Below are 20,740 nucleotides of genomic sequence, written 5' to 3' on the forward strand. Positions count from 1 at the left end.
TAAAATAGTATTCTTTTCTCATAGGGATTCATCAAACATCAACCAAAATCAAAATTGCCGCTTCGCCACCCCATTCTCTCGGAGCTTGATGTAACGCGCGTACTTTTGGATGTTGAACAAACCAGCGTGGAATTTGCTTTTTCAAGGTGAAAGTCCCATAACCGGTCATAATACTGGCACAATTCACACGCTCATTTTCGCAAGCAAGCAGTAAAGCGGCGAGTTCCATTTTTGCCTGTTCACGCGTTAAACCGTGCAAATCCAAAAAGAATTCGGGAGAAAAATCCCCTCGGCGTAATTGTTTCAACAAATGAGAATCCTCACTCTCACGAAGGTATTTTACGATCCCGTCATTTTCATTGAGTAACGGTTCATATTCATCGGAAAAATAAAATAAGGTATCCTCTTTTTCACGAATATCACGCAAATTAGACTTTTTTTGACCGCTCTTTTGACGTGGGGCTACAAAAGTATCTTGTTTAATTGGCTTAATACCTTTCATTTCAGCACGGAATAACTCAAATTCGTCTTGCATTTTTTCTCACTCATTTCAAATTTTACGTATCATATCATAGTTATAAACCGCCTTATGTGGTATAACTACGCAAATTTTTTCACAAGGAAAATATGATGGAAACCACATATAACCAAGAATTAGTGGCAACAATTTTAGAAGATAACGTTGCCCATGAACTTCATACCATTCAAGATTTTCTCCGTTGGACGTATAGCATTTTTAACCGTTCCGATATTTACTATGGGCAGGGCTATGATAATGCTTGGGATGAAAGCCTTCAACTGGTGCTTGCCGGTTTACAATTGCCCATTGATCTCCCCACTGAATTATTCCATAGCCGCTTAACCCCGTCAGAAAAAGAAAGCCTCATTCAATTGGTTTTAACCCGTATCGAACAACGTGTTCCCGTTGCTTATCTAACAAATAGTGCGTGGTTTTGCGGTCATGAATTTTATGTGGATGAACGCACAATTATTCCACGTTCGCCAATTAGCTCACTCATTCAGGATCGCTTTGACGGATTGGTGGAACAAACACCACAACACATTCTTGATCTTTGTACCGGCAGTGCTTGTATTGCGATTGCCTGTGCTTATGCTTTCCCAGATGCAGAAGTGGATGCAGTGGATTTATCCTTTGATGCCCTCAATGTTGCAGAAATCAATATTGGTCGTCATCAAATGGAACACCGTGTTTTCCCGATTCAATCAAATTTATTTGAGAATATTCTTGGTCAAAAATACGATCTTATTGTGACAAATCCGCCTTATGTAGATGAAGAAGATCTTGCCGATATGCCGGAAGAATTTCATTTTGAACCTGAGCTAGCCTTGGGCTCAGGTAAAGACGGTTTGGACATTACCAAACAAATTCTAAAACAAGCGCCTGATTATTTAACGGAAAACGGTGTATTGATTTGTGAGGTGGGAAATAGCATGGTAAGCCTAATTGAACAATATCCTGATGTGCCATTCAAATGGGTTGAGCTTAAAAATGGTGGTTTAGGAGTATTTGCCATCACTCGGGAAGAATTGGTGAAATACCAAGATTTGTTTTAACTTAAAGAGCGGTCAAAATTCTCTTTGAATTTCAACCGCTCTTTCTTTCCGAAAGTGGCTACTTTACTTCCAATTCCACATTATCAAACAATTTTTTCACGGCATTATTATCACGTAGCTGCTCGGCTTTTTCCACCATTGGGCGTGTCAGATGTGGTGAGAAATATTCGATAAAATCATACATATAGTTACGTAGAAACGTGCTTTGTTTAAAAGCGATTTGTGTCATACTGGAACGGAATAAATGACTGGCATCAATAGCAACAAGATCATTATCAAGCTCGGTATGTGCCATACTTGCCATAATCCCTACTCCCAACCCTAAACGTACATAGGTTTTTATCACATCTGCATCGGTAGCGGTAAAAACAATATTAGGCAAAATTCCGGCAGCATTAAAGGCGTAATCCAAATCCGATACCCCTGTAAAACCAAAAGTATAGGTGACAAGTGGGTATTTCCCGAGTTCTTCAATCGTTAAATTTTTTACTTTTGCCAAAGGATGATCCAATTTCACGATAGCCGAGCGATTCCATAAGTAACAAGGTAATTGAATGAGATCGTCAAACAAATAGGGAGCCTCAGTGGTAATCGCCAAATCCACTTCACCGGACATTAGGGCATCATGAATTTGTGTCGGTGAGCCTTGATGAATATGTAAACTTACATCGGGATATTGTTTAGAAAAGCGTTCAACGACCGAAGGTAACATATAGCGTGCTTGCGTGTTTGTGGTCGCAATACGCAACACACCATGATCCGGACGGGTATATTCATTGGCGACAGATTTAATACTTTCCGCTTTTACCAACAATTCCCGAGCTATGGAAATAATTTTTTTCCCAGCCGGAGTAACGGATTTTATATGTTTTCCATTTCGCTCAAAAATTTCTAAACCTAATTCATCTTCCAACAAGCGCACTTGTTTGCTGATGCCCGGTTGTGACGTATAAAGTGCATTTGCCGCATCCGTCACATTTAAATTTTGATTCACTATTTCCACAATATAGCGAAGTTGTTGCATTTTCATCGCAGATACCTATTTTTTATTTTTATAGCGTTTTCCTAATTCAGTGTAACGTTTCACTGCTTTACGAATTTGTCCGGATTTTGGTCGGCGGCGAGACTTTGTCACATCAAGTTTGCTTTCCGTCTCCGGCGGTAATCCCACTAATTCACGCAGATAGTTCACGTTCTCAAGCGCCATTTCTTCCCATCCGCCCCGTGGCAAACCTTTCATTAATTTAATATTTCCGTAACGGATACGAATCAAACGGCTGACTTGGATTCCTTGAGATTCCCATAAACGGCGTACTTCGCGATTTCGCCCTTCCGTTAAAGTGACGTCATACCATTGATTCATCCCTACACCGCCTGTAAATTTAATTTCCTTAAAATTTGCCGGCCCGTCTTCAAGCTGAACACCTTTGCGTAAACGTGCCAACATGGCATCGTCCACTTGCCCGAATACGCGTACGGAATATTCACGCTCCACTTCACGGCTAGGGTGCATGAGACGGTTTGCCAACTCGCCGTCTGTGGTAAATAATAATAAACCGGAAGTATTAATATCCAAGCGCCCCACCGCAATCCAACGGGCACCATTCAAGCGTGGTAAACGATCAAATACGGTTGCACGCCCTTCCGGATCGCTACGGGTGCAAAGTTCACCTTCCGGTTTGTAATACATCAACACACGACAGATTTCTTTTTGTGCTTGTTGGAGATTAATAATGCGACCGTCAATACGCACTTTTACACCGGAATGGACATCAATGCGATCACCCAGTGTTGCCATTTTTCCATCTACACTTACCCGATTTTCCGCAATCATGGCTTCAATTTCACGGCGTGATCCTTGCCCTGCTCGCGCTAAAACTTTCTGTAATTTTTCCCCTTCAACTTTCGGCTGTATTTTTTTGGGGGAAGCTTTTCCTTTCGTGGGAAATTCTCGTCCCAAAATAACCGCACTTTGGGCTTCTTCGCGCTCAAAGTGCGGTCGGTTTTCGCGCTGTTTTTCACTATGTTTATAGGTGTTTTTTCTTGATTGATTGGTTTTCATTTTGTTTCCTTTGTCGCTTTCACAAGCGTCTTTGTATAAATTAAATAAATGGCTCTGCAGAACCGCTTCCTTCACGTAAAATAACCGGTGTGTCTTCCGTTAAATCCACTACGGTTGTAGGATCTTGTCCCAAATATCCACCATGAATAATTAAATCCACTTGGTGTTCTAAACGCTCCCGAATCTCTTCAGGATCAGATTGTGTGATATGCTCTTCCCCCGGTAACATAAGCGAGCAAGAAAGAATTGGTTCTCCCAATGCGCTTAGTAAATCTAAAGCGATTTGATTATCCGGCACCCGTAAGCCAATGGTTTTACGTTTTGATGTCATTAAGCGACGTGGTAATTCTTTCGTCGCTGTCAAAATGAAGGTGTAACGCCCCGGTGTATTATTCTTGATTAAGCGGTAAGCAATATTGCTCACCGTTGCATAATTAGAAAGTTCGGATAAATCACGACACACCAAGGTAAAATTATGCCCCTCCGGCAATTTACGAATCGAGATAATACGATCCATCGCATATTTATCCCCGAGCATACAACCTAAGGCATAACCAGAATCTGTGGGGTACACGATCACGCCACCTTTACGCAAAATTTCTACCGCTTGATTGATTAAACGCACTTGTGGGTTTTCAGGATGAATATAAAAAAACTGGCTCATAATTTTTTCCTTAGAATAAGGCTGAGATTATACACCTTTTAATCATTACGTTATAAAAACTTGTTATAAAAAACCGCACTTTGAATACATTATCAAAGTGCGGTCATTTCTCAATGCGTTTTTATTTTAGCAATGTTCTCAATGCCGAACCAATATCCGCTAAGCTTCTTACTGTTTTTACCCCTGCAGCTTCAAGGGCAGCAATTTTATCCTCTGCCGTCCCCTTACCGCCACTGATAATTGCCCCGGCGTGTCCCATGCGCTTGCCTTTTGGCGCGGTGACGCCAGCAATATAGCCAACCATTGGTTTGGTGATATGAGCTTTAATATAAGCGGCAGCCTCTTCCTCTGCGGAACCGCCTATTTCTCCAATCATCACGATAGCTTCAGTTTCGGGATCATCTTGAAAACGTTTTAAAATATCAATGAAACTTGAACCCGGAATCGGATCGCCACCGATCCCTACACAAGTGGATTGCCCAAACCCTTCATCAGTAGTTTGTTTTACGGCTTCATAAGTCAGTGTACCGGAACGGGAAACAATGCCGATTTTCCCTTTTTTATGAATATTTCCCGGCATAATACCAATTTTACATTCATCGGGTGTAATCACTCCCGGGCAGTTAGGACCAATCATGACTACACCGGTTTCATTTAATTTTTGCTTTACAGTCAGCATATCAAGTGTAGGGATACCTTCGGTGATACATACGATAAGTTGAATTCCTGCGTCAATGGCTTCTAAAATCGCATCTTTACAAAATGGAGCGGGAACATAAATCATCGTGGCTGTCGCACCGGTAGCATTAACTGCCTCGCGTACGGTATTAAATACCGGTAAACCTAAATGTGTCGTTCCCCCTTTATTTGGAGAAATGCCCCCCACTAATTTTGTACCATAGGCAATCGCTTGTTCGGAATGAAATGTTCCCTGTGCACCGGTAAAACCTTGGCAGATGACTTTGGTCTCTTTATTAATTAATATCGACATAATTATTCTCCTTTCGCTGCATTCACCACTGCTTGTGCGGCTTCTTGCAAACTGTTGGCGGCAATTAAATTTACCCCGCTTTCCGATAAAATTCTACGCCCTAATTCAACGTTTGTGCCTTCTAAACGCACTACAACCGGAACCTTGATCCCGACTTCACGGATAGCGGCAATAACACCTTCGGCAATTAAATCACAACGAACAATCCCTCCGAAAATATTGACCAAAATGGCTTTGACTCCTTTATCGGTCAAAATAATTTTGAAGGCTTCAGTAACACGTTCTTTTGTCGCACCGCCTCCGACATCAAGGAAATTGGCCGGCTCACCACCGTAAAGTTTAACAATATCCATTGTTCCCATGGCAAGCCCCGCGCCATTTACCATACAACCAATATTGCCTTCCAGTGCCACATAATTTAATTGGTGCTTTTCTGCTTCTGCTTCACGTAAATCACTTTGGCTTAAATCTCGCAGAGCAAGCAAATCTTTATGACGAAACAGAGCATTATCATCAATAGACATTTTGGCATCCAAGCAAACTAAATTTCCTTGTGATGTAATCACAAGCGGATTGACTTCCAAAAGAGAAAGATCTTTTTCAACAAATAATTTTGCTAATTGTACAAATGCGTGGGTAAACTGTTTATTTTGCTCCCCATTTAAACCTAACTTAAACGCCAATTCTCTCCCCTGGTACGGCATACCGCCAAACAATGGATCAATCTCAACCTTATGAATTAAATGAGGGGTTTCCCGTGCGACATCTTCTATATTCATACCTCCGGCAGAAGATGCCATAAAGATAATTTGCTGTGATGAACGATCGATTACTGCGCCAAGATAAAGTTCTTGCTCAATATCACAAGTTTCTTCAATATAGATGCTATTTACCGGCTGACCTTGCTTATCGGTTTGGAAAGTGACCAAACGATTTCCCAACCACTTATGAGCAAAAGCCCGTACTTCTTCCGCATTATTTACCAGTTTTACTCCTCCGGCTTTACCACGCCCTCCCGCATGGACTTGGCATTTTGCGATCCAACGATCACCGTTAAGTTGGAAAAGAGCCATAGCTGCCTCATCAGCAGAATGACAAATAATCCCTTCACTTATCGGTAAGTCATATTCTTTAAAAAGCTGTTTTGCTTGATATTCATGTAAATTCATAGGGTTACCTGCATTTTCTCGTTATTTATAAGATAGTGTAACGTGTTGCCTTTTCATAGAAAAATAAAAGTGCGATCAAAATTCACCGCACTTCTTTTCTAAATTTCCAATAATAATCTTGTTGGATCTTCCAATAATTCTTTAATAGCGACAAGGAAGCCAACGGATTCTCTACCGTCAATTAAACGGTGATCATAAGACAATGCCAAATACATCATTGGTCGAATGACAACTTCTCCATTCAATGCAATTGGACGTTCTTTAATGGCATGCATACCAAGAATCGCACTTTGTGGCGGGTTAATGATTGGAGTGGACATGAGTGAGCCGAATACACCGCCATTAGTAATAGTGAAATTACCACCGGTTAAATCTTCCACTGTCAATTTGCCATCGCGACCCTTTTCCGCCAATGCTTTAATTTGTTTTTCAATTTCTGCCATACTCAGTTTATCGCAGTCGCGTAATACCGGCGTAACCAAGCCACGAGGAGTAGAAACAGCGATACTGACATCAAAGTAATTATGGTAAACAATATCATCACCATCAATGGAAGCATTGACTTCAGGATAACGTTTCAACGCTTCAACTACAGCTTTAATATAGAACGACATAAAACCTAGACGCACGCCATGTTGTTTTTCAAATTTTTCACCATAAGCTTTACGCAGACCCATTATCGGTTGCATATCTACTTCATTAAATGTGGTGAGCATTGCCGTGCTGTTTTTGGCTTCAAGTAAACGTTCCGCAATACGTTTACGTAAACGAGTCATTGGCACACGTTTTTCGGAACGGGACTGATATGCCACAGTGCTAATAGTGTTTTGCTCTGTTGCAACTTGCTGTTTTGCTTTTTGTGCATCTCTTTTTGCGATTTCACGTTCAATATCTTCACGGGTTAATCGACCACCCACACCGGAACCTTGAATTTGAGCAGCATCAAGCTCATGTTCTGCTAACAACCGTCTGATTGCAGGCCCATGATCATCGGCATTATGATGACTATTTTCAATAGCTGAATGATGGCGATCTGCCGGTGTCGGCTCATTTGATTCATTGAGCGTTGCCTTACTAATATCGCCCGCTTGAGCTTTGGAAAGTTTACCGAGCAATTGCTTGCTGACTACGGTTGCCCCTTCGGTTTCTAAAATTTCTGTAATCACACCATCGGACTGAGCCGGTACTTCTAACACGACTTTATCCGTTTCGATTTCAACTAACACTTCGTCACGTTTTACTGCATCCCCTACTTTTTTATGCCATGTTGCCACGGTGGCATCCGCAACGGATTCGGGTAAATCTGGAACAAGAACTTCGATTGTCATGGTCGTTTTTCCTTTACTATTTTTTCTCATGTGGGTTTTAGCCCACCATTTTGGTTACTCTTATTAGTGGATTATTCCACTCATGAAAACATGCAAATTTTGCACCGCACTTTACAATGTCAATGCCTCTTCAACCAATTGTTTTTGCTGTTTAACATGTAATGACATATATCCAACAGCCGGTGAAGCCGAAGCCGGACGCCCTGCATATTTCAGTTTAATATCCTCAGGAATGGAACTTTCAAAATTATGTTTGCAGCTATACCACGCCCCCTGATTAAGGGGTTCTTCTTGACACCATACATAATCTTTTACATGGGCATAAGGTTCAAGGGCTTTTTTCATATCTTCATGCGGATAAGGATAAAGTTGTTCGATTCGGATAATTGCTACATCAGTTTGATTATTGGCTCGACGCTGTTCCAGCAAATCGTAATAGACTTTTCCTGAACACATCACAATACGTTTAACCCCTTTCGGATCTAGTTCGTCCATTTCACCAATTACCGTTTGGAATGAACCATTAACAAGTTCATCTAAACTTGATACGGCTAACGGGTGGCGCAATAAAGATTTTGGTGAAATCCCAATTAACGGACGACGCATTTTACGCAAAGCTTGACGACGTAACATATGATAAACCTGTGCCGGTGTAGAAGGGATACAAACCTGCATATTTTGCTCTGCACAAAGTTGCAGATAACGTTCTAAACGAGCGGAAGAATGTTCCGGTCCTTGACCTTCATACCCATGCGGTAACAACATCACCAAACCGCACATTCTGTTCCATTTTTGTTCTCCCGAACTGATAAATTGATCAATCACGATTTGTGCACCATTAGCAAAATCACCAAATTGCGCTTCCCAAATCGTTAGGGTTTTCGGATCGGTGGTTGCATAACCATATTCAAAAGCAAGTACTGATTCTTCAGATAGCACCGAATCCCACACTTCAAAACGCCCCTGGTTGGCATGCAAATGTGTGAGCGGTACATAGCCTGTTCCATCATTTTGGTTATGTACTACAGCGTGACGATGGAAGAACGTCCCCCTTCCCGCATCTTCTCCTGATAAGCGAACGTTTACCCCCTCATCAAGTAAAGTTGCATATGCCATAGTTTCAGCCATTCCCCAGTCAAGCAATTTTTCGCCCTGATACATGGCTTTGCGATCATTATAAATTTTTTCAACACGCGGGTGTGCACGTAAACTTTCCGGATATTCACATACACGTTTTGCCAGCGTGATAAAACGATCTTGCGGGAATTTACTTTCATAAGGCGATGTCCAGTCATAATTAAGATATTGCAACCAATCCATTTTCGCCGTATCCATTTCACGCCATTCTGCCACTACACGTTCGCCATTATCTAGACTGTCACGATATAAATTCATCATTTCAATGACTTGTTCTTCAGTAATCACACCTTCTTTTACTAAACGAGCAGCATAGACCTCACGTGGTGTCGGATGTTTCTTAATGATGCTGTACATCATTGGTTGTGTAGCCAAAGGTTCGTCGGCTTCATTATGTCCATGACGACGATAAGAAATCAAATCAATGAAAATATCCCGTTTGAATAAACTGCGATATTCCACTGCCATACGGGCAACAAAAGCAACAGCTTCCGGATCATCACCATTGACGTGAATTATCGGCGCTTGGATCATTTTTGCAATATCAGTGCAATATTCTGTGGAACGAGTGTCATTTGGATTAGATGTGGTAAAACCGATTTGGTTATTGATCACGATGCGAATAGTGCCACCTACCGTATAACCACGGGCATTCGACATATTTAAGGTTTCTTGTACAACACCTTGCCCCGCTACCGCTGAATCACCATGCACCGTCACGGCTAACACTTGTGAACGTTCTGCATCATTTTTCTTAGTTTGGCGTGAACGTACAGCGCCTATCACCACAGGGCTAACAATTTCTAAATGAGACGGGTTGAAAGCGAGAGTTAAATGAACATGCTTTTCACCGACAGCAAAATCGGATGAAAATCCCTGATGGTATTTAACGTCACCGGTACGGTCGCCCGAATGTTTACCTGCAAACTCATCAAAGAGATCCTTCGGTTTTTTACCCAGCACATTCACCAGCATATTTAAACGCCCTCGGTGTGCCATCCCCATCATTACATCTTTCACACCTTGTTTGCTGGCGTGGCGAATAATTTCTTTCATTAACGGGATAAAAGCATCACTTCCCTCTAAAGAGAAACGTTTTGCCCCTGGAAATTTCGCACCAAGATAACGTTCCAATCCATCAGCAGCGGTTAATTCATTAAGAAAATTCTTTTTTTCTTCATGGGTAAAGAGCGGTTGATTTAAGCGGCCTTCCAATTTATTTTGAAGCCACATTTTTTGTTCCATATCCTGCACGTGCATAAATTCTAAACCGATAGAACCACAATAGGTTTCTTTAAGCATATTATTTAAATCGGCAAGTGTAATGGTATCGCGTTGATAAACATAGTGGTTAATATTGAAGGTTTCATTGAGATCTTGTTCGGTAAAGCCGTGATAACGGTAATCTAGCTCCGGCACACTGGAAACCTTCCAACGATAATAGTTCAGAGGATCAAGTTTCGCCTCCAAATGACCTCGGAACCGGTAGGCGTTAATGAACTGTAATATTTTCACTAATTTTGCACTTGCTTCCGGATCAATAACAGTGACGGTTTCCGAGTTATTTTCCCGAGCTAAACGGCGAAAATAATCACGCACCGGCGAATGCGGTTGCTCAACAGCAGTTGATTTCGGTAAAGAATCAAAGGTGGTTTTCCAGCTATTATCAATAGAATTCGGATCGTCTAAATAACGTTCATATAATTCTTCGATATAGGCTTGGTTTGCGCCACCGAATGCGGTTGTTGCCAACCATTCATCAAAAGCCTTATTTGGTTGCATATTCACCTCAAATAATATGATCTATTAAGTTCGCTGCCCATTATACATAGGATTGAATTAGAAAAATGCCTCATTTACAAGTTTGTTGCAAATTTGTGATCTAGCTCAACAATATTTTTAACTTAAAACAAAAAGCCCGACAAATTTGCCGGGCTTTAGAAAGAGCAGTCGATATTGACCTTGTTTTTAGAAAGTTAGATAAGGTGCAATTTTTTCAATGGTTGTCTCCCCTAAACCATCAATTTTTGATAATTCCGCCACATTTTTGATTTTGCCCATCTTATTACGATAATCAACGATCGCTTGCGCCTTTTTCTCACCAATGCCGGAAAGTTTTTGTAAGGTTTCAGCATCCGCTTTATTAATATTTACTTTGGCTCTTGAGGCAATTTTTTCTTTTTCTGTTTTAACCTGCTCTTTCGCTGAATTAAATTTCTCAGAGGCTTTATCTTTTATTGATGAAGTCTCTGATGATTTCATTGATTTAGCTTTTTCTTTCGCTATATCCATTTTTTCTTTTGTCGCTTCTTTTGCAGACTTCACTGCATCTTTAGATTTTTCTTTTGTCGTAACTACCTTTTCTTTCAGACTATTTTTATCTGCGATAACATTTTCTTTTTGATTTTGAATCATTGAATTTACATTGGTTACGGCTTCTTTTTTAAAAGTAGTCACCGTACTTTCATTTGCAAATGCCGCCCCGGAAACAGCCATAGTAAGTGCGGTCAAAGTTAATAAAGATTTTAAAGATTTCATAAAAAACTCCTATAAATAATGATTTTGTCAAGGGACGATACGTAAGATTCTCATTTAGAAAATTAGTTCAATTCTATTGTATTTATAATAAAAAAAGTGCCTCAAAAGAGGCACTACTCGGAAAGCAAAATAGATGTCGGCTATTTAGGATAGCACTTGTTTTTAGTGAGGCTAGGTTACTCTTATCAAGATAGTTATGCAAATACCTGTTTTCAAATTTGTGAACTAAGTCACGGTTTTTCTTAATTTTTTTGTTTTTTATAAAAAAAGCGTCTATTATTTAGACGCCTTTTCTCCAAAGATTTAGAATTAACCGGTAATAAATTTTTCGCCTAATTCAATATCAGCACGCAATGTTGGTAACATCGCTTCCAGTGCATTTTGTTCAAATTCACTTAATAAACCGATTGGCAGGATTTCTTCCACACCTTCTTTTCCTAAACGAACAGGCTGAGCAAAGAAACGGGCATATTTTCCATCGCCTTCCACATAAGTGCATTCAACAACCGTTTCACCTTTTAGACCTTTTATTAAAGAACGAGCAAAACGAGCTGCAGCTTGTGCCATAGAAAGTGTTGCTGATCCACCACCGGCTTTAGCTTCGACAACTTCGGTACCAGCATTTTGGATGCGTTTTGTTAATGGTGCGATTTCTTCAGTCGTAAATTCTGCATAAGGAACTTGAGAAAGTAATGGAAGAATAGTAACACCGGAATGCCCCCCAATAACAGGCACTGTCGTACGAGAAACATTTAAGTTTTTCAATTCTGCTACAAAGGTTTCTGAACGAAGAACATCTAAGGTTGTTATGCCGAATAATTTGCGTTTGTCATAAACACCGGCTTTTTTCAATACTTCTGCCGCAATTGCCACTGTAGTATTTACCGGATTGGTAATGATACCTACGCAAGCTTTTGGACAAACCGCTGCAACTTTTTCAATTAAACTACGGACAATACCTGCATTAATATTGAAAAGATCAGCACGATCCATACCCGGTTTACGTGCTACACCCGCAGAAATTAATACTACATCTGCCCCCTCAAGTGCAGGGCTTGGGTCTTCACCGGAAAATCCTTTTACTTTTACTGCGGTTGGAATATGGCTTACATCAGCAGCCACACCGGGTGTGATCGGCGCAATGTCATAGAGAGACAGTTCTGTTCCTGCCGGTAATTGTAATTTTAATAATAATGCTAATGCCTGGCCGATACCGCCGGCTGCGCCTAATACTGCAACTTTCATGTGTACTCCTTATTAAGTAGATTAACTAACTCCATAAATTTTAAAAGGTAAACTGATAAATTACAAATACAGAAATCCAATAATGAGATCTAGCTCAAATTTCTTGATAAAACTTGTTACTTTTTTTACTCAAATTTTCATTTTAGTTGCATATTTTGAATTTTTATGCAACGCTTATGCAAATTAATTCCACTATACAATAAACAAGATGGATAATTTAATAAAAGCATTTAAAGAATTGCTGAGTCAAGAACATTTCTCCTCTCAAAGCGAGATTGTTGAAGCATTAAAAAATCAAGGTTTTCCGAGCATAAATCAATCAAAAGTTTCACGGATGCTAAGCAAGTTTGGCGCAGTGCGTACGCGTAATACCAAAATGGAAATGGTCTATTGCTTACCAAATGAATTAAGTGTGCCTGCCACCAGTAGCCCATTACGAAATCTCGTATTAGATATTGATCATAATGAATTTTTAATCGTGATTAAAACAACTCCGGGCGCAGCACAATTAATCGCTCGTCTGTTAGATTCCATTGGTAAATCAGAGGGGATTCTTGGGACGATTGCAGGCGATGATACAATTTTCGTGTCACCAACACGTACAACCTCAATTTCAACCCTTATTGAACACATTAAAAATTTATTTGAAAACTCACTTTAATGAATATTTTTATCACCGGTGGGACAGGCTTGATTGGGAAAAAATTAATCTCCTCCCTTCTACAAGATCAGCATAAAATTACACTTTTTACTCGCAATGAAGAAAAGGCACGTTCCATTTTCCCTCAGAAAACATTGAAGTTTTTGACCGCACTTTCCACTCTTAACAATTTAGATGAGTTTGATGTAGTAATAAATCTTGCCGGTGAACCTATTTTTGCTAAACGCTGGACAACCTCACAAAAAACAAAACTGTTTGATAGTAGGATAAACCTGACAAAGCAATTAGTCTCATTGATTAACGCAGGTGTAAATCCTCCACGCTTAATTTCCGGTTCGGCAACCGGCATTTATGGTGATCAACCCGCTCAAGTTCTCACTGAAACAAGCCCGATCGATCCTCATACTTTCACAGCAAAACTTTGCCACACTTGGGAAAGCATAGCATTACAAGCCAAAACAAAGGTTTGTATTCTTCGCACCGGTATGGTGTTTTCGCTAGATGGCGGGGCGTTAGAAAAAATGCTCCCGTTATATTATTGGAATGTAGCCGGCCCATTAGGCTCGGGAAAACAATATTGGTCGTGGATTGCCTTGGAAGATATGGTAAGCGGAATTTTATTTTTACTTTCTCATACTGAATGTCAGGGTATTTATAATTTCGTTTCACCTCAACCGATTACCAATCAAGCATTTAACCAGCAATTATCCCAAGCATTAAAACGCTGTGCGCTTTTCCCTGCACCCAAATTTGCTTTAAAACTTGCCTTGGGTGAGCGCGCCAATATGTTATTAGAAAGCCAATATGTTTTTCCAAAACGACTTATTGAAGCGGGTTTCTCTTTTCTATACGAAAATTTAACCCAATATTTGACCGCACTTTTCCCACAGAAATGACATAAAAAACGCACCTTGATGATCACCAAGGTGCGTTTTATTTTCTTCAAATTTAGTCGTTACTACTTGAGAAAATTGAAAGCAATCTTAATAAACTTAAGAACAAGTTATAAATTGCTACATAAATACTCACTGTGGCACGAATATAATTTGTTTCGCCGCCATGAATAATATTGCTGGTTTCATACAAAATTGTCATTGTGGAAAACACAACAAATAATGCACTAATCGCAATGGCTAATGCCGACATTTGGAAGAAGAAACTTGCAACCATACCGAGTAAAAGCACAATGAAAAGAGCAAACATTGCGGTTGCAAGAAATGACATATCTTTTTTCGTCGTCAATACATAAGCCGAACAGGCAAAGAAAACAATCGCGGTGCCGGCAAATGCCAACATGATTAAATCTTCCATACCATTTGCCACATACATATTGAGAATCGGTCCAATGGTGTAACCCATAAAACCGGTAAAGGCAAATGCCGCCAAAATACCCGCCGGGCGATCAGCTAAACGGTGTGTAATGAAAAGTAAGCCGTAAAAGCCTACAAGTAAAACAATAATATTTGGATAAGGCAAATTCATCGCCATAGAAATATAGGCGACCACTGCCGAAAATGCCATTGTTAGACCAAGCAAGAAATAAGTATTACGAAGCACTTTATGGGTGCTTAATAAGGATTCATTTCTTGAGTCAACAATAATGCGTGATTGCATAAAAGCTCCTTAATAACGTTAGTTAGCATCAAACCGTAAAGTAAGGGCGCGTATATAAAAAGTCAATGGCTGAGCAAAAATTATTTCCCATTTTGGCTAAAAAGAAAACAAAATGAATAAATAAACATCGGCTAAATAGATTTCACTCGTTTTTTATTTACATCGGAAAATTTTGAATTATACTACGCACCGTCAAGTACGGAGGAATGGTCGAGTGGTTGAAGGCACCGGTCTTGAAAACCGGCGAGGGTTTACGCCCTCCGTGAGTTCGAATCTCACTTCCTCCGCCATCGAATTAAAGAAATCCCTTAGTAAAAAAACTAAGGGATTTTTGTTTTTACCAACAGAACCTTTCATTTACATGATTTTCTAACCGCTCTTGTTGCCAATTCGCTTTATTTTGTGGATCAGCAAAAAATTCATCCTGTGCTTTTAAACGAACCTTCAATTTTTCTTCTGCTTCTTTTAAGGCAATTTTACGATCTTGAAATTTAGCGGGTAATTCTTTCATAAAAACGATCTCATAGGGATGAGAGATTACCCAGTTTACGGCATCTTCTGCTAATTGACGTTGTTTATTTAAATCACAAAAAGCATAAGGATTCACAAACTGCCCTATTACTTGACTAAATCCGGTATTTTCCGCCACTGTCGCCTTTGGCAAATTCAATACATACAGTGCGGTAATTAAACGATTTTGTCCACGATAAAACCATTTCACCGCCTCATCACGTAATCCAAAATCATAAGCACGGGCCGCCAAAGTAAACATTGTCATAGGCGAAATACGTGCCGGATTTTCTTGCACAAATTTAACCGCACTTTGATACCCGTTTATGCTATTTTCCCGCAACATCGGATCAAGCTGCTTATGTACAAATACATTTTTCGTCTTACCTTTTTCTGCGGAATAATAAGGTTTTACATAAATATCAATGGATTTCACTGGATCTCTGCTCACAGAGGTACAAGCTGCACAGCAAAGTGCGGTAAATATCACAACAATTTTTACAGAAAATTTCACGATTCCCCCTAAATGGAAAGCAAACCTTGAGACAGCTCCCAACACGCTATTAAAAATACACCTATTAATATTATTAATAACGCCCATTCTTTTTTACTCAGATCAAACTTGCCTTTTTGCTGATATTGGGAATATAAGTAAACCGTTACCCCGGGAACATATAACACAACGGATAAAAACAAATAATCCATACCGGCAGCATAAACAATCCACAACCCATAAAGGGTTGCCATTAAACCGGTAAGTTGAATATACCATTTTGCCTTGCTTTGTAGGGCTAATTTAAATAAATACGCACCAATAAGAATGTAAGGAACCAAAATCATCGAAGTGGCAAGAGAAATTAATTTTGTGTAACTTTGACTGGTAAATAGCACCAAAATTAAACAAAGCTGAATGACAATATTGGTAAACCAAAGGGAATTAATGGGCGTGTTATTTTTATTGAGTTTACTCAACATACGTGGAAATGCCCCACTCTCTACACCTCGATAAGGCACTTCGGTACAGTACATTGTCCAGCTGATATATGAACCGAGCACAGAAACAATTAAACAGAAAGTAATGATAATTTTCCCCGTCTTTCCAATCATTGATTCTAAAATCGGCGCCATAGAGGGATTTGACATGGTGCTAATGGTTTCACGTGGCAGCACGCCAAGTGCCAATACGGTAATCGCCACATAAAGTACCAAGGTAATACCAATGCCGAGCACAGTTGCCGTACCAATATCACGCTGTCTCCTTGCATGTCCTGATAAAATTGACGCACCTTCCACTCCAACAAAGACCCAAAGAGTTATCAACATCGTATTTTTCACTTGTGTGATCAAATCCACCGATTGATTTTGATTCATCACACTTTCACCGTTAAAATCAGTAAAAAACTGTGTTGGTGAGAAATAAAGTGCGGCTAAAATAATGAATAAAATTAATGGAAAAACTTTAACGACCGTTGCCAGCATATTCACAAATGCCGCTTCTCTGACACCACGGGCAATAAGCCAATGCACGAGCCAAACCACAAGTGAAGCACCCAAAATAGAATAGAGGGTGCTGCCCGTGCCAAAAATGATCTGCTCTTGCATATCCACAAAAGTGCCGATGCCTTCAAAAGCCACAACGAGATAGCTCACACTGCCGATGCCGGAACAAAGCCAATATCCCCAAGCGGAAAAAAAGCCGACTAACCCGCCAAATCCCTCTTTAGCATAAGTATAGACTCCGCCATTGAGATCAGGGCGAAGACGGGATAAAAAGAAAAAAGACAGACCTAGAAAAATAATCCCAACACCGGTGATCGACCAACCTATCAATAACGCCTTCGCACCGGCTACTTCAGCCATATTTTGCGGTAAACTAAAAATCCCCGAACCAATCATGGAACTGAGTACCAGTGCAGTTAACGCAAACAATCCTATTTGTTTATTGGACATACACACCACATTACAACCAAAAAGAGCGGTGAATTTTAACAGAGTTTTCGCTTTTTCCTATATAATTATGCAACAAATCAAATATTATATGCAAAATATGAAAATCCACTTAATTCGTAGCCAAACCACTCTTGATTTCAATAATGAAACGAGCCTACTCGACCATCTCGAACGCCATAATATTCACCACGAATACCAATGTCGTAACGGTTATTGCGGTTCGTGTCGGGTGAAGATCAAAAAAGGCAAGGTGTCCTATCCGGAAACGCCCCTTGCCTTTGTTCAGCCTAATGAAATTTTATTATGTTGTTGTCGTGTGGAAACAGATCTTGAATTGGAATTATAAATTATTCAAATCCAATACATCCGTCATATCAAATAAACCATAGGGCTTATTTTCCAACCATTTTCCTGCCCGCACTGCACCGTTTGCAAAGGTCATTCGGCTTGAGGCTTTGTGGGAAATTTCCACCCGCTCGCCAATGTCCGCAAACCATACGGTATGCTCGCCCACCACATCAGAGGCTCGGATTGTGGAAAAACCGATTTCATCCGGTTTACGTTCGCCTGTAATGCCTTCACGGCAAAATACACCATGGGTTTTCAAATCACGTCCTAAGGTTTTCGCAATATGTTCTCCCATTGAGAGCGCTGTGCCTGAAGGAGCATCCACTTTATGGCGATGGTGTGCTTCAATAATTTCAATATCGCAATAATCCCCCATCACTTTGGCAGCTTTTTCCAAAAGTTTGAACACCAAATTCACTCCAACACTGAAATTAGAGGCAAAAACAATGGCGATTTTTTCAGCGGCAGATTGAATGGCAGCTTTACCTGCGTCATCAAATCCTGTTGTACCAATCACCATTTTTTTATTATTTGCTACACAAAATGCGATGTGTTCAAGCGTACCTTCCGGACGAGTGAAATCGATCAATAAATCAAACTTGTCTTTTTGAACGACTAGATCCTCAGATACTGTAACCCCAAGATTCCCAATCCCCGCAAGTTCCCCAGCATCCGCTCCCACTAATGATGAACCTTTGCGTTCAAAAGCCGCCCCCAATTCAACGCCTTCCGTAGAATGAACCGCTTGAATTAATTGACGCCCCATTCTTCCACCGGCACCGACAATCGCAATTTTCAATGTCATAGTTACTTCCTTCTTTTAATGAATCATTTCCATGATGCCGCTGTAAATTAACACGCCACCAAAGAACAAAAATACCACGCCTGCCATATTATCAATATAACGGCTATATCGGCTATAAAACTGTTTCGCAATACTACGCGAAAAAATAAAAGAAATCAGGTAAAAGTAAAAAAATGTCACTAATACAATTAAACCGAATGCCACACCCATTTCCCATATTTCCGTCATTTTGGCTAACACAAAAGACATCACACTGGAAAAATAAACCACGGCTTTGGCATTGGATAAATTAACCAACAAACCTTTTAAAATTTCTTTTTTCGCATTGGTTTGTTGGTTTAACTCCTCGGCTAAAAGCGGTTTAAATTCGGCATTTTGTTTGCTGCGAACCAATAAAAAACCGAGATACGCCAAATAGCTCCCGCCCAATATCATTATCACACCGTGCAATGCCGGCATGGTGGCAAATAGTACCGTCAGTCCGAGCATTGAAACCGCCGCCCAAAATGCCACGCCCAATGTAATACCAATAATGCCATAAACCGTGTTTCGACGAGAATTACTTGCCGCCATTCGGCTCACATAAAAGAAATCCGGCCCCGGTGTCATTAAACCAAATAAATGAACGATTAATAAATTTAGCACGCTTTATCTCCAGATCTGAATCAAGAAAATCACCACTACCGCATAAATCGCTGCCAATACATCGTCCACCATAATACCAAAACCGCTTTCTAATTTTTTATCAAAAAATCGGATCGGGAAAGGTTTGAGAATATCAAAAAAGCGAAAAAGCACAAATGCCGTTACGATCCACAGCAAAGATAAAGTCGGAATAGCGGCAAGCACAATAAATACGCCGACAAATTCATCCCACACAATCGCACCATGATCGTGCACGCCCATATCATCTGCTGTTTTTTGACATAAATAACAGCCTAAAACAAAACAAAGTGCGGTCAAAATTAAGAAAGTTTTTGTGCCTAAAAGCACGAGTAAAATCACGCCTAATAGGGTACCAAGGGCACTGCCCCAAGTGCCCGGTGCGGGACGAAGTAACCCCGAGCCCAAGCCCACGGCAAGCAAATGAACGGGATTTTTTAAAGAAATTCGTTTTAACGGATTATTTTCTATCATATTTATTCCTTGAAATGATCAAAGCCGATATTTGGTGAATATTCCATCGGCTGACCGTCACGCAAAAAACGGATGGAAAACCGACCGCACTTTTCCTTCTCAAATGCCGGAACAACCCGCCCAATACAGGTGCAAGGCACATCAAGATTTTTTAGCCGTGCCTCAAGTATGGTTTGATTTTCGGGGGGAAGGGTAAAACATAATTCGTAGTCTTCCCCACCGCTTAGCGCAAATTGCTCTGCTTGTGTGCGCTCATAAAGGTTTAATAAGGACGAGGAAAGCGGCAAGCTGGAAAGCTCAATTTCTGCCGCACATTGACTTCGTTTAAGAATATGCCCGAGATCGGAATTTAACCCATCAGAAAGATCAATGGCCGCATGAGCAATATCCACTAATGCTTGTCCAAGGGCGATTCGTGGCGTTGGGCGAAAATGGCGTTGCTGTAAAAATTCTTCGTCAAAACCCACCGCACGTTTGCCCGATAAAATTTGTTGCAAACCGGCGGCACTATCCCCCAAAGTACCGGAAACATAAATCAAATCCCCCACTTTTGCTTGATGTCGGCATAATGCTTTTCCTTTCTCCACAATGCCCTGTGCGGTAATAGTAACGGATAGCGTGCCTTTTGTCGTATCGCCGCCAATCAATGTGACGTTGTAGTTTTTTAATGTTTGTAACAAACTTTGACTGAACCGCTCAAGCCAACTTTCATCGACTTTCGGTAAGGTTAAGGCAAGGGAAATCCACTTGGATTGTGCCCCCATTGAAGCTAAATCACTTAAATTGGTCGCAACTGCTTTATAAGCCAAATCTTCCGGTGAAATGGAAGGCAGAAAATGGGTATGTTCCACCATGCTGTCGGTGGTAATGGCAAGCCAGCTATCATCCGGTACAGAAACTAGTGCACAATCATCACCAATTGATAAAGAAACGGAATCATCCCCTTGAATTTGTGGCTGCTCAAAATAGCGTTTGATTAAATCAAATTCACCCATTGCCATTGGTT

Annotated in this window: 21 protein-coding genes and 1 tRNA gene; 5 read left to right on the plus strand and 17 right to left on the minus strand. The window is 40.5% G+C overall.

Annotation, left to right across the window (positions count from 1 at the left end; all coding sequences use genetic code 11):
* Positions 1-31: 31 nt before the first annotated feature.
* Complete coding sequence (gene smrB, locus A3GE_RS0101965) at positions 32-535, minus strand: endonuclease SmrB (protein WP_018355604.1); 504 nt, start codon at positions 533-535, stop codon at positions 32-34.
* Positions 536-630: 95 nt separating this feature from the next.
* Here smrB and prmB point away from each other — a divergent pair, with 95 nt between their 5' ends.
* On the plus strand, positions 631-1,575 hold the full coding sequence (gene prmB, locus A3GE_RS0101970) for a 50S ribosomal protein L3 N(5)-glutamine methyltransferase (RefSeq protein ID WP_018355605.1): 945 nt from the start codon (positions 631-633) through the stop codon (positions 1,573-1,575).
* Between the two features lie 58 nt (positions 1,576-1,633).
* Here prmB and cysB read toward each other — a convergent pair whose 3' ends face one another.
* From cysB to mdh, 9 genes are all read right to left on the minus strand, one after another.
* Positions 1,634-2,605, minus strand: a complete 972-nt coding sequence (gene cysB, locus A3GE_RS0101975; protein ID WP_018355606.1) for an HTH-type transcriptional regulator CysB — start codon at positions 2,603-2,605, stop codon at positions 1,634-1,636.
* A 9-nt stretch (positions 2,606-2,614) separates the two neighbouring features.
* Positions 2,615-3,637, minus strand: a complete 1,023-nt coding sequence (gene rluB, locus A3GE_RS0101980) for a 23S rRNA pseudouridine(2605) synthase RluB (protein ID WP_018355607.1) — start codon at positions 3,635-3,637, stop codon at positions 2,615-2,617.
* Positions 3,638-3,677: 40 nt separating this feature from the next.
* Positions 3,678-4,301: an L-threonylcarbamoyladenylate synthase gene (locus tag A3GE_RS0101985; protein WP_018355608.1), complete on the minus strand. Its 624-nt coding sequence runs from the start codon at positions 4,299-4,301 to the stop codon at positions 3,678-3,680.
* 121 nt (positions 4,302-4,422) lie between these two features.
* Positions 4,423-5,292, minus strand: coding sequence for a succinate--CoA ligase subunit alpha (gene sucD, locus A3GE_RS0101990; RefSeq protein WP_018355609.1), 870 nt, complete (start codon positions 5,290-5,292; stop codon positions 4,423-4,425).
* A gap of 2 nt (positions 5,293-5,294) precedes the next feature.
* Positions 5,295-6,461: an ADP-forming succinate--CoA ligase subunit beta gene (gene sucC, locus A3GE_RS0101995; RefSeq protein WP_018355610.1), complete on the minus strand. Its 1,167-nt coding sequence runs from the start codon at positions 6,459-6,461 to the stop codon at positions 5,295-5,297.
* Between the two features lie 98 nt (positions 6,462-6,559).
* Positions 6,560-7,789, minus strand: a complete 1,230-nt coding sequence (gene odhB / locus A3GE_RS0102000; protein ID WP_018355611.1) for a 2-oxoglutarate dehydrogenase complex dihydrolipoyllysine-residue succinyltransferase — start codon at positions 7,787-7,789, stop codon at positions 6,560-6,562.
* Between the two features lie 111 nt (positions 7,790-7,900).
* Positions 7,901-10,708 (minus strand): 2-oxoglutarate dehydrogenase E1 component, encoded by a 2,808-nt coding sequence (gene sucA / locus A3GE_RS0102005; RefSeq protein WP_018355612.1) that lies wholly within the window; start codon positions 10,706-10,708, stop codon positions 7,901-7,903.
* Between the two features lie 186 nt (positions 10,709-10,894).
* Complete coding sequence (locus tag A3GE_RS0102010) at positions 10,895-11,464, minus strand: ComEA family DNA-binding protein (protein WP_018355613.1); 570 nt, start codon at positions 11,462-11,464, stop codon at positions 10,895-10,897.
* Positions 11,465-11,773: 309 nt separating this feature from the next.
* Positions 11,774-12,709, minus strand: a complete 936-nt coding sequence (gene mdh, locus A3GE_RS0102015) for a malate dehydrogenase (protein WP_018355614.1) — start codon at positions 12,707-12,709, stop codon at positions 11,774-11,776.
* A 208-nt stretch (positions 12,710-12,917) separates the two neighbouring features.
* Between mdh and argR the strand changes: the two genes are divergently transcribed.
* Together argR and A3GE_RS0102025 are read left to right on the plus strand one after the other, a co-directional pair.
* Positions 12,918-13,370 (plus strand): transcriptional regulator ArgR, encoded by a 453-nt coding sequence (argR, locus tag A3GE_RS0102020; RefSeq protein ID WP_018355615.1) that lies wholly within the window; start codon positions 12,918-12,920, stop codon positions 13,368-13,370.
* Positions 13,370-14,266 (plus strand): TIGR01777 family oxidoreductase, encoded by an 897-nt coding sequence (locus A3GE_RS0102025; protein WP_018355616.1) that lies wholly within the window; start codon positions 13,370-13,372, stop codon positions 14,264-14,266. Before argR ends, A3GE_RS0102025 begins: the two co-directional genes overlap by 1 nt.
* 52 nt (positions 14,267-14,318) lie before the next feature.
* Here A3GE_RS0102025 and A3GE_RS0102030 read toward each other — a convergent pair whose 3' ends face one another.
* A complete protein-coding gene (locus A3GE_RS0102030) occupies positions 14,319-14,984 on the minus strand; it encodes a Bax inhibitor-1/YccA family membrane protein (protein WP_018355617.1) in 666 nt (221 codons plus the stop codon).
* Between the two features lie 200 nt (positions 14,985-15,184).
* On the opposite strand from A3GE_RS0102030, the gene A3GE_RS0102035 reads away from it, so the two are divergent.
* Positions 15,185-15,274: transfer RNA gene (locus A3GE_RS0102035), tRNA-Ser, on the plus strand.
* A gap of 47 nt (positions 15,275-15,321) precedes the next feature.
* Here the strand turns inward: A3GE_RS0102035 and A3GE_RS0102040 are convergent.
* Both A3GE_RS0102040 and A3GE_RS10940 read right to left on the minus strand, forming a co-directional pair.
* On the minus strand, positions 15,322-16,008 hold the full coding sequence (locus tag A3GE_RS0102040; RefSeq protein ID WP_018355618.1) for a hypothetical protein: 687 nt from the start codon (positions 16,006-16,008) through the stop codon (positions 15,322-15,324).
* An 8-nt stretch (positions 16,009-16,016) separates the two neighbouring features.
* Entirely contained in the window at positions 16,017-17,444 is a 1,428-nt protein-coding gene (locus tag A3GE_RS10940; protein WP_033259633.1) for a basic amino acid/polyamine antiporter, read from the minus strand.
* A gap of 97 nt (positions 17,445-17,541) precedes the next feature.
* Between A3GE_RS10940 and yfaE the strand changes: the two genes are divergently transcribed.
* A complete protein-coding gene (gene yfaE / locus A3GE_RS0102050; protein ID WP_026215349.1) occupies positions 17,542-17,790 on the plus strand; it encodes a class I ribonucleotide reductase maintenance protein YfaE in 249 nt (82 codons plus the stop codon).
* On the opposite strand, the gene dapB is transcribed toward yfaE, so the two are convergent.
* Genes dapB through thiL form a run of 4 tightly spaced genes read right to left on the minus strand, consistent with a single transcriptional unit; the run spans position 17,785 to position 20,735 of the window.
* A complete protein-coding gene (dapB, locus tag A3GE_RS0102055) occupies positions 17,785-18,597 on the minus strand; it encodes a 4-hydroxy-tetrahydrodipicolinate reductase (RefSeq protein WP_018355621.1) in 813 nt (270 codons plus the stop codon). The two genes, yfaE and dapB, sit on opposite strands and share 6 nt — an antisense overlap.
* A 15-nt stretch (positions 18,598-18,612) precedes the next feature.
* The gene (locus tag A3GE_RS0102060) at positions 18,613-19,242 is read right to left on the minus strand and encodes a homoserine/threonine efflux transporter (protein WP_018355622.1); all 630 of its coding nucleotides are present in this window, start codon (positions 19,240-19,242) and stop codon (positions 18,613-18,615) included.
* Positions 19,243-19,245: 3 nt separating this feature from the next.
* Positions 19,246-19,734, minus strand: a complete 489-nt coding sequence (locus tag A3GE_RS0102065; protein ID WP_018355623.1) for a phosphatidylglycerophosphatase A family protein — start codon at positions 19,732-19,734, stop codon at positions 19,246-19,248.
* A gap of 2 nt (positions 19,735-19,736) precedes the next feature.
* A complete protein-coding gene (thiL, locus tag A3GE_RS0102070; RefSeq protein WP_018355624.1) occupies positions 19,737-20,735 on the minus strand; it encodes a thiamine-phosphate kinase in 999 nt (332 codons plus the stop codon).
* Positions 20,736-20,740: the final 5 nt, after the last annotated feature.

The sequence above is a fragment of the Rodentibacter pneumotropicus DSM 21403 genome, from assembly GCF_000379905.1.
In the GTDB taxonomy this organism is placed as follows: Bacteria; Pseudomonadota; Gammaproteobacteria; order Enterobacterales; family Pasteurellaceae; genus Rodentibacter; species Rodentibacter pneumotropicus.

What these genes read in the sequence shown, in the direction of transcription:
- A3GE_RS0102030 (WP_018355617.1), bottom strand. Translation starts at nt 14,984, where the DNA reads ATGCAATCACGCATTATTGTTGACTCAAGAAATGAATCCTTATTAAGC.
- odhB (WP_018355611.1), bottom strand. Translation starts at nt 7,789, where the DNA reads ATGACAATCGAAGTTCTTGTTCCAGATTTACCCGAATCCGTTGCGGAT.
- yfaE (WP_026215349.1), top strand. Translation starts at nt 17,542, where the DNA reads ATGAAAATCCACTTAATTCGTAGCCAAACCACTCTTGATTTCAATAAT.
- sucA (WP_018355612.1), bottom strand. Translation starts at nt 10,708, where the DNA reads ATGCAACCAAATAAGGCTTTTGATGAATGGTTGGCAACAACCGCATTC.
- sucD (WP_018355609.1), bottom strand. Translation starts at nt 5,292, where the DNA reads ATGTCGATATTAATTAATAAAGAGACCAAAGTCATCTGCCAAGGTTTT.
- prmB (WP_018355605.1), top strand. Translation starts at nt 631, where the DNA reads ATGGAAACCACATATAACCAAGAATTAGTGGCAACAATTTTAGAAGAT.
- mdh (WP_018355614.1), bottom strand. Translation starts at nt 12,709, where the DNA reads ATGAAAGTTGCAGTATTAGGCGCAGCCGGCGGTATCGGCCAGGCATTA.
- smrB (WP_018355604.1), bottom strand. Translation starts at nt 535, where the DNA reads ATGCAAGACGAATTTGAGTTATTCCGTGCTGAAATGAAAGGTATTAAG.
- A3GE_RS0101985 (WP_018355608.1), bottom strand. Translation starts at nt 4,301, where the DNA reads ATGAGCCAGTTTTTTTATATTCATCCTGAAAACCCACAAGTGCGTTTA.
- argR (WP_018355615.1), top strand. Translation starts at nt 12,918, where the DNA reads ATGGATAATTTAATAAAAGCATTTAAAGAATTGCTGAGTCAAGAACAT.
- A3GE_RS0102025 (WP_018355616.1), top strand. Translation starts at nt 13,370, where the DNA reads ATGAATATTTTTATCACCGGTGGGACAGGCTTGATTGGGAAAAAATTA.
- sucC (WP_018355610.1), bottom strand. Translation starts at nt 6,461, where the DNA reads ATGAATTTACATGAATATCAAGCAAAACAGCTTTTTAAAGAATATGAC.
- A3GE_RS10940 (WP_033259633.1), bottom strand. Translation starts at nt 17,444, where the DNA reads ATGTCCAATAAACAAATAGGATTGTTTGCGTTAACTGCACTGGTACTC.
- thiL (WP_018355624.1), bottom strand. Translation starts at nt 20,735, where the DNA reads ATGGCAATGGGTGAATTTGATTTAATCAAACGCTATTTTGAGCAGCCA.
- A3GE_RS0102010 (WP_018355613.1), bottom strand. Translation starts at nt 11,464, where the DNA reads ATGAAATCTTTAAAATCTTTATTAACTTTGACCGCACTTACTATGGCT.
- cysB (WP_018355606.1), bottom strand. Translation starts at nt 2,605, where the DNA reads ATGAAAATGCAACAACTTCGCTATATTGTGGAAATAGTGAATCAAAAT.
- A3GE_RS0102065 (WP_018355623.1), bottom strand. Translation starts at nt 19,734, where the DNA reads ATGATAGAAAATAATCCGTTAAAACGAATTTCTTTAAAAAATCCCGTT.
- rluB (WP_018355607.1), bottom strand. Translation starts at nt 3,637, where the DNA reads ATGAAAACCAATCAATCAAGAAAAAACACCTATAAACATAGTGAAAAA.
- dapB (WP_018355621.1), bottom strand. Translation starts at nt 18,597, where the DNA reads ATGACATTGAAAATTGCGATTGTCGGTGCCGGTGGAAGAATGGGGCGT.